This is a genomic window from Terriglobia bacterium (assembly GCA_020073205.1).
Taxonomy (GTDB): Bacteria; Acidobacteriota; Polarisedimenticolia; order Polarisedimenticolales; family JAIQFR01; genus JAIQFR01.
The window spans coordinates 1-5,386 of record JAIQFR010000175.1 but is presented as its reverse complement, the minus strand read 5'-3'; the positions used below and the strand labels follow the sequence as shown (position 1 = coordinate 5,386).

Sequence of the window (5,386 nt, the reverse complement as noted above, 5' to 3'; positions counted from 1 at the left end):
AGACGCTGAAGCTGATCGAGCGCCTCCGGCAGATCCTGTCCAGCGAGCCGCTGCAGCTCCGGATCGTCGTCGACGAGCTGGAGAAGATCAAGGACGCGTTCGCCGACCCGCGCCGAACCGAGATCATCGCCCGCGCCGAGGAGATCTCGGTGGAGGACCTCATCCAGGAGGAGGAGGTCGTCATCACGGTGAGCCATACCGGCTACATCAAGCGGACGGCGCTCTCCACCTATCGGTCGCAGCGGCGCGGCGGCAAGGGCCGGATCGGCATGACGACGCGGGAAGAGGACGTGGTCCAGCACCTGTTCCTCGCGTCCACCCACGACTACATCCTCGTCTTCCTGTCGTCGGGGCGGATGCACTGGCTCAAGGTGCACGAGATACCGGACGTCAGCTCCGCGGGGCGCGGCAAGGCGGTGGTGAACCTCATCCGGATCACGCCGGACGACAAGGTCGCGGCGATGGTCGCGGTCCGCGACTTCCCGCAGGACCGCTACGTGGCGCTGGCGAGCCGGCGGGGCTTCGTGAAGAAGACCCCGCTTTCGGCGTTCGGGCGGCCGTCGAAGGCGGGGATCCTCGCGGTGAGCCTCGACGAGGGGGACGGAGTGCTCGCCGCCGGGATCTCCGACGGGGAGTGCGAGATCGTCATGGGGACCGCCGCGGGCAAGTCCATCCGGTTCCGCGAGTCCGACGTGCGGCCGATGGGCCGCAACGCGCGCGGGGTCATCGGGATCCGGATGGCCCCCTCCGACCAGCTCGTCGAGATGGAGGTGCTCGCCGGCAGGCCGGACATCCTGTCGGTGACGAGCAAGGGATACGGCAAGCGAACGGGGGTCGAGGAGTACCGCCTCCAGGGGCGCGGCGGCTCGGGGATCATCAACATGCGCACCACGGCTCGGAACGGGCGGGTGGTGGTCACGACCGGCGTCTCCGACGAGGACCAGATCCTCCTGATCACCGCCCAGGGGAAGATCATCCGCATGGACGCTTCCGGCATCAGCCGGATCGGCCGGGCCACGCAGGGGGTCCGCCTGATCCAGCTCGAGGAGGGGGACGCCGTCGTCTCCGGGATGCGCACCGCCGAGCGCGAGGAGGAGGGAAAGTCCGCCCCGGTCGCCACCGCGCCGGACGAGGACGAGGAGCCGCCGCGGCCCGAGGAGCTGGCCGCGGACGACGAAGGCAACTGACCCCAGCGAAGGAGCCCACATGAAGCTGTTCATCGACACCGCGAACGTCGACGAAATCCGGGAGCTCTCGAGCCTCGGGATCCTGGACGGCGTCACGACGAACCCGAGCCTGGTGTCCAAGGAAGGTAGGGACTTCCACCAGGTCCTCCGCGAGATCGCCAGCATCGTGAACGGTCCGATCTCCGCCGAGGTCACCGCCCTGGACAAGGACGGGATGATGAAGGAAGGGCGGGTGCTCGCCGCGATCCATCCCAACATCGTCGTGAAGATCCCGATGACCAAGGAGGGGCTCAAGGCCTGCAAGGCGCTCCGCGGAGAGGGGATTCACACCAACGTGACGCTCTGCTTCTCTCCGACCCAGGCGCTGCTAGCGGCCAAGGTGGACGCCACGTACGTGAGCCCCTTCGTCGGGAGGCTGGACGACGTCTCGATCGACGGAATGGACCTGATCCGCCAGATCCGTGCGATCTACGACAACTACGGCTTCGCGACGCAGATCCTCGCCGCGTCGGTGCGGCATCCGATGCACGTGGTCGAGTCCGCCCTCGCGGGTGCCGACGTCGCGACCGTCCCCTACAAGGTGCTCATGCAGCTGTACGACCATCCACTGACCGACGCGGGCATCAAGAAATTCCTCGCCGACTGGGAGAAGCTGAAGAAGTAGAACGCGGGGGCATCATGGCGCAGGATCCGCTCGAGGAGGTGCGTCGGCGCTACGCGGAGGCCCGCGGCGGCGGCGGCGCGGACCGGGTGGCGAAGCAGCACGCGGACGGGAAGCTCACCGCGCGGGAGCGGATCGAGGCGCTCTGCGATCCCGGCTCCTTCCAGGAGCTGGACGCGCTGGTCCTGCACCGCTCCCACGACTTCGGTATGGAGAAGCAGCGGATCCCAGGGGACGGCGTCGTCACGGGGCACGGGCGCGTCGCCGGCCGGCCGATCTTCCTCTTCGCGCAGGATTTCACCGTGTTCGGCGGCTCGCTTTCGGAGACCTTCGCGGCCAAGATCTGCAAGGTGATGGACCTGGCGATGAAGGTCGGCGCGCCCGTCGTCGGGCTCAACGATTCCGGCGGTGCACGGATCCAGGAAGGGGTCGTCTCCCTCGCCGGATATGCCGATATCTTCCTCCGCAACACGCTCTCGTCCGGGGTGGTGCCGCAGATCTCCGTGATCATGGGCCCCTGCGCCGGCGGGGCCGTGTACTCCCCGGCGATCACCGACTTCGTCGTGATGGTTCGGGACACCTCCTACATGTTCATCACCGGGCCGGACGTGATCCGGGCGGTGACCCACGAGGAGGTCACCAAGGAGAAGCTCGGCGGGGCGATGACCCACAACACGCTTTCGGGTGTGGCCCACTTCGCCGCATCGGACGACCGGGACGCGCTCCAGGTGGTCCGCGAGCTCCTCTCGTTCATGCCGCAGAACAACATGGAGGACCCGCCGGTCCGTCCGACCGACGACCCCGACGATCGCGTCGACGCCACGCTGAACTCGCTGGTGCCCGAGCATCCGAATCAGCCGTACGACATCAAGAAGGCGATCCTCGCCGTGGTGGACGAGGGGCGCTTCCTCGAGGTGCACGAGCACTTCGCCCGCAACCTGGTGGTGGGGTTGGCCCGGCTCGCCGGTCGCCCCGTGGGGATCGTGGCGAACCAGCCCGCCGTGCTCGCCGGCTGCCTGGACATCAACGCATCGGTGAAGGGAGCCCGGTTCGTCCGCTTCTGCGACTGCTTCAACGTTCCCCTGGTGGTGTTCGAGGACGTCCCCGGCTTCCTTCCGGGGACCGACCAGGAGTTCCACGGGATCATCCTGCACGGCGCCAAGCTCCTGTACGCGTTCGCCGAGGCCACCGTGCCGAAGCTCACCGTCATCACCCGCAAGGCATACGGCGGCGCCTACTGCGTCATGGCGTCGAAGCACATCAGGACCGACTTCAACTTCGCCTGGCCGACCGCCGAGATCGCGGTCATGGGATCCGAGGGCGCCGTCGGGATCGTCTACCGCCGCGAGCTCCAGGAAGCCGGCGCCGACGCCGACAGGGTGCGATCGGCCCGGGTCGAGGAGTACCGCGCGAAGTTCGCGAACCCTTACGTGGCGGCGGAGCGCGGCTACGTGGACGAGGTGATCGAGCCCGCGCTCACCCGCTCCAAGCTGATCGCGGCGCTCAGGCTGCTCGAAGGCAAGCGCGACGAGAACCCGCCGCGCAAGCACGGGAACCTGCCGCTGTGAGCGGCCGCGGCCGCCAGCCGAGGAGGGCGGCGCCGACCGTCGAGGGGCGCCGGAAGCCGCCGCGAGGAGCCGCGCCGAGGGCGCCGGGGAAGGGCGCGGACGCGAGAACGGGGAAGCAGGGGGGCGCCGCGCGCGGGACCGGGACGGCGCCCGCCTCGGCGCGGAAGGGGGAAGGGGAACCGCCCTTCCGCAAGGTGCTGATCGCCAACCGGGGCGAGATCGCGGTCCGGGTCATCCGAGCCTGTCACGAGATGGGGATCCGGACGGTCGCCGTCTATTCCGACGCGGACCGGGAGGCGCTGCACGTTCGCTACGCCCACGAGGCCCGGCGGATCGGTCCGCCTCCCGCGGCGGACTCGTACCTGCGCATCGACCGCATCCTCGATGCCGCGAAGGAAGCCGGCGCGGAGGCGATCCACCCCGGCTACGGGTTCCTCGCCGAGAACCCCGCGTTCTCCCGCGCGTGCCGCGACGCGGGGATCGTCTTCATCGGACCGCCGCCCGAGGCGATGGAGGCGCTCGGGGACAAGGTCCGCGCCCGCGCCATCATGGCCGCGGCCGGAGTCCCCGTGGTCCCGGGCTCGCCGGCGCTTCCCGCGGATCCTCGGGAAGCGGCGCGCGCGGCGTCCGGTATCGGGTACCCGGTGCTGCTCAAGGCGGCGGCCGGGGGCGGCGGGAAGGGGATGCGGATCGTCCGGCGCGAGGCGGAGCTCGGCTCGCTACTGGCCCAGGCGCGGGGCGAGGCTCGCTCGGCGTTCGGGGACGATACGGTCTTTCTCGAGCGCTACGTGGAGCGGCCCCGGCACATCGAGGTCCAGATCCTCGCGGACGCCGGCGGGAGGTGCATCCACCTCGGGGAGCGCGAGTGCTCGATTCAGCGCCGCCACCAGAAGCTGATCGAGGAGTGCCCGTCCCCCGCGGTGGACGAGGCGACCCGCCGGAGGATCGGCGACCTCGCGGTCAGGGCCGCCCGCGCGTCAGGGTATGTCAACGCCGGAACCGTGGAGTTCCTTCGCGGGGCCGACGGCTCGTTCTACTTCATGGAGGTGAACGCCCGGCTCCAGGTCGAGCACCCGATCACGGAGCTGGTGTACGGGGTGGACCTCGTGAAGGCCCAGATCGACATCGCCGCCGGCGGCGCCCTACCCCTCCAACAGGAGGAGGTCGCATCGCGCGGCCACGCCATCGAGTGCCGGATCATCGCGGAGGATCCGGCGCGCAACTTCATGCCCGCGCCGGGGACGATCCGCGGCCTCAGGACCCCGTCCGGCCCGGGCATCCGCTACGACGGCGGGACCTTCGCCGGCTGGACGGTCCCGGTCTACTACGACCCGCTGCTCTCGAAGCTCTGCGCCTGGGGAAGGGATCGCATCGAGGCGATCGACCGGATGGCCCGCGCGCTCGACGAGTATCGGATCGACGGGCTCGAGACGTCGATCAACCTCCATCGGAAGATCATGGCGCATCCCGCCTTCCGCGCGGGCGACCTCCACACCGGCTTCCTCGAGGAGCACCCGGAGCTCCTCCGCGTCGCCGACGACCCCTGGCTCGACGAGATCTTCGTCGTGGCCGTCGCGGTCGAGCACTTCCGGTGGGTCGAGGCCGAGTCGGCGCGCGGCCACGGAGCGGGGGAGGGGCGGCGCGCGTCGGCGTGGCGGTGGTCGGGAGCGAGGGGGTGGAAGCGTTGAAGATCCGCGTCAAGGCCGGCGACCACGAGTACGACGTGGACGTCGAGCGCCGGGACGCGCTCTTCCGCGTCACGGTGGACGGCGTGACGCGGCTCGTGGACGTCCACAAGCTCGAGGCGGACTTCTGCTCCATCCTGACCGACGGCCGCTCGTTCGAGGTCTCGGTCGAGCGCACGGGGAATCTCTATCACGTGCGCCACGGCGCGACGCAGCGGACGGTGACCCTGACCGACGCGACCCGGCGCGGACGCGACGACCTGCGCGCCGCGGGGCACGGACCCG

5 protein-coding genes are annotated in these 5,386 nt (G+C 70.0%); all 5 read left to right on the top strand.

Annotation, left to right across the window (positions count from 1 at the left end; all coding sequences use genetic code 11):
* Nucleotides 1–1,187, top strand: a 1,187-nt coding sequence (locus tag LAO51_19885; GenBank protein ID MBZ5641006.1) for a DNA gyrase subunit A, incomplete at its 5' end; no start/stop codon positions are given.
* A 19-nt stretch (nt 1,188–1,206) separates the two neighbouring features.
* Nucleotides 1,207–1,851, top strand: a complete 645-nt coding sequence (gene fsa / locus LAO51_19880; protein MBZ5641005.1) for a fructose-6-phosphate aldolase — start codon at nt 1,207–1,209, stop codon at nt 1,849–1,851.
* Nucleotides 1,852–1,865: 14 nt separating this feature from the next.
* Nucleotides 1,866–3,416, top strand: coding sequence for an acyl-CoA carboxylase subunit beta (locus LAO51_19875; protein MBZ5641004.1), 1,551 nt, complete (start codon nt 1,866–1,868; stop codon nt 3,414–3,416).
* Between the two features lie 194 nt (nt 3,417–3,610).
* Nucleotides 3,611–5,104, top strand: a complete 1,494-nt coding sequence (locus tag LAO51_19870; GenBank protein MBZ5641003.1) for an acetyl-CoA carboxylase biotin carboxylase subunit — start codon at nt 3,611–3,613, stop codon at nt 5,102–5,104.
* Nucleotides 5,092–5,386: hypothetical protein (locus LAO51_19865; GenBank protein ID MBZ5641002.1), on the top strand; the 295-nt coding region annotated here is incomplete at its 3' end. The genes LAO51_19870 and LAO51_19865, both read left to right, overlap by 13 nt.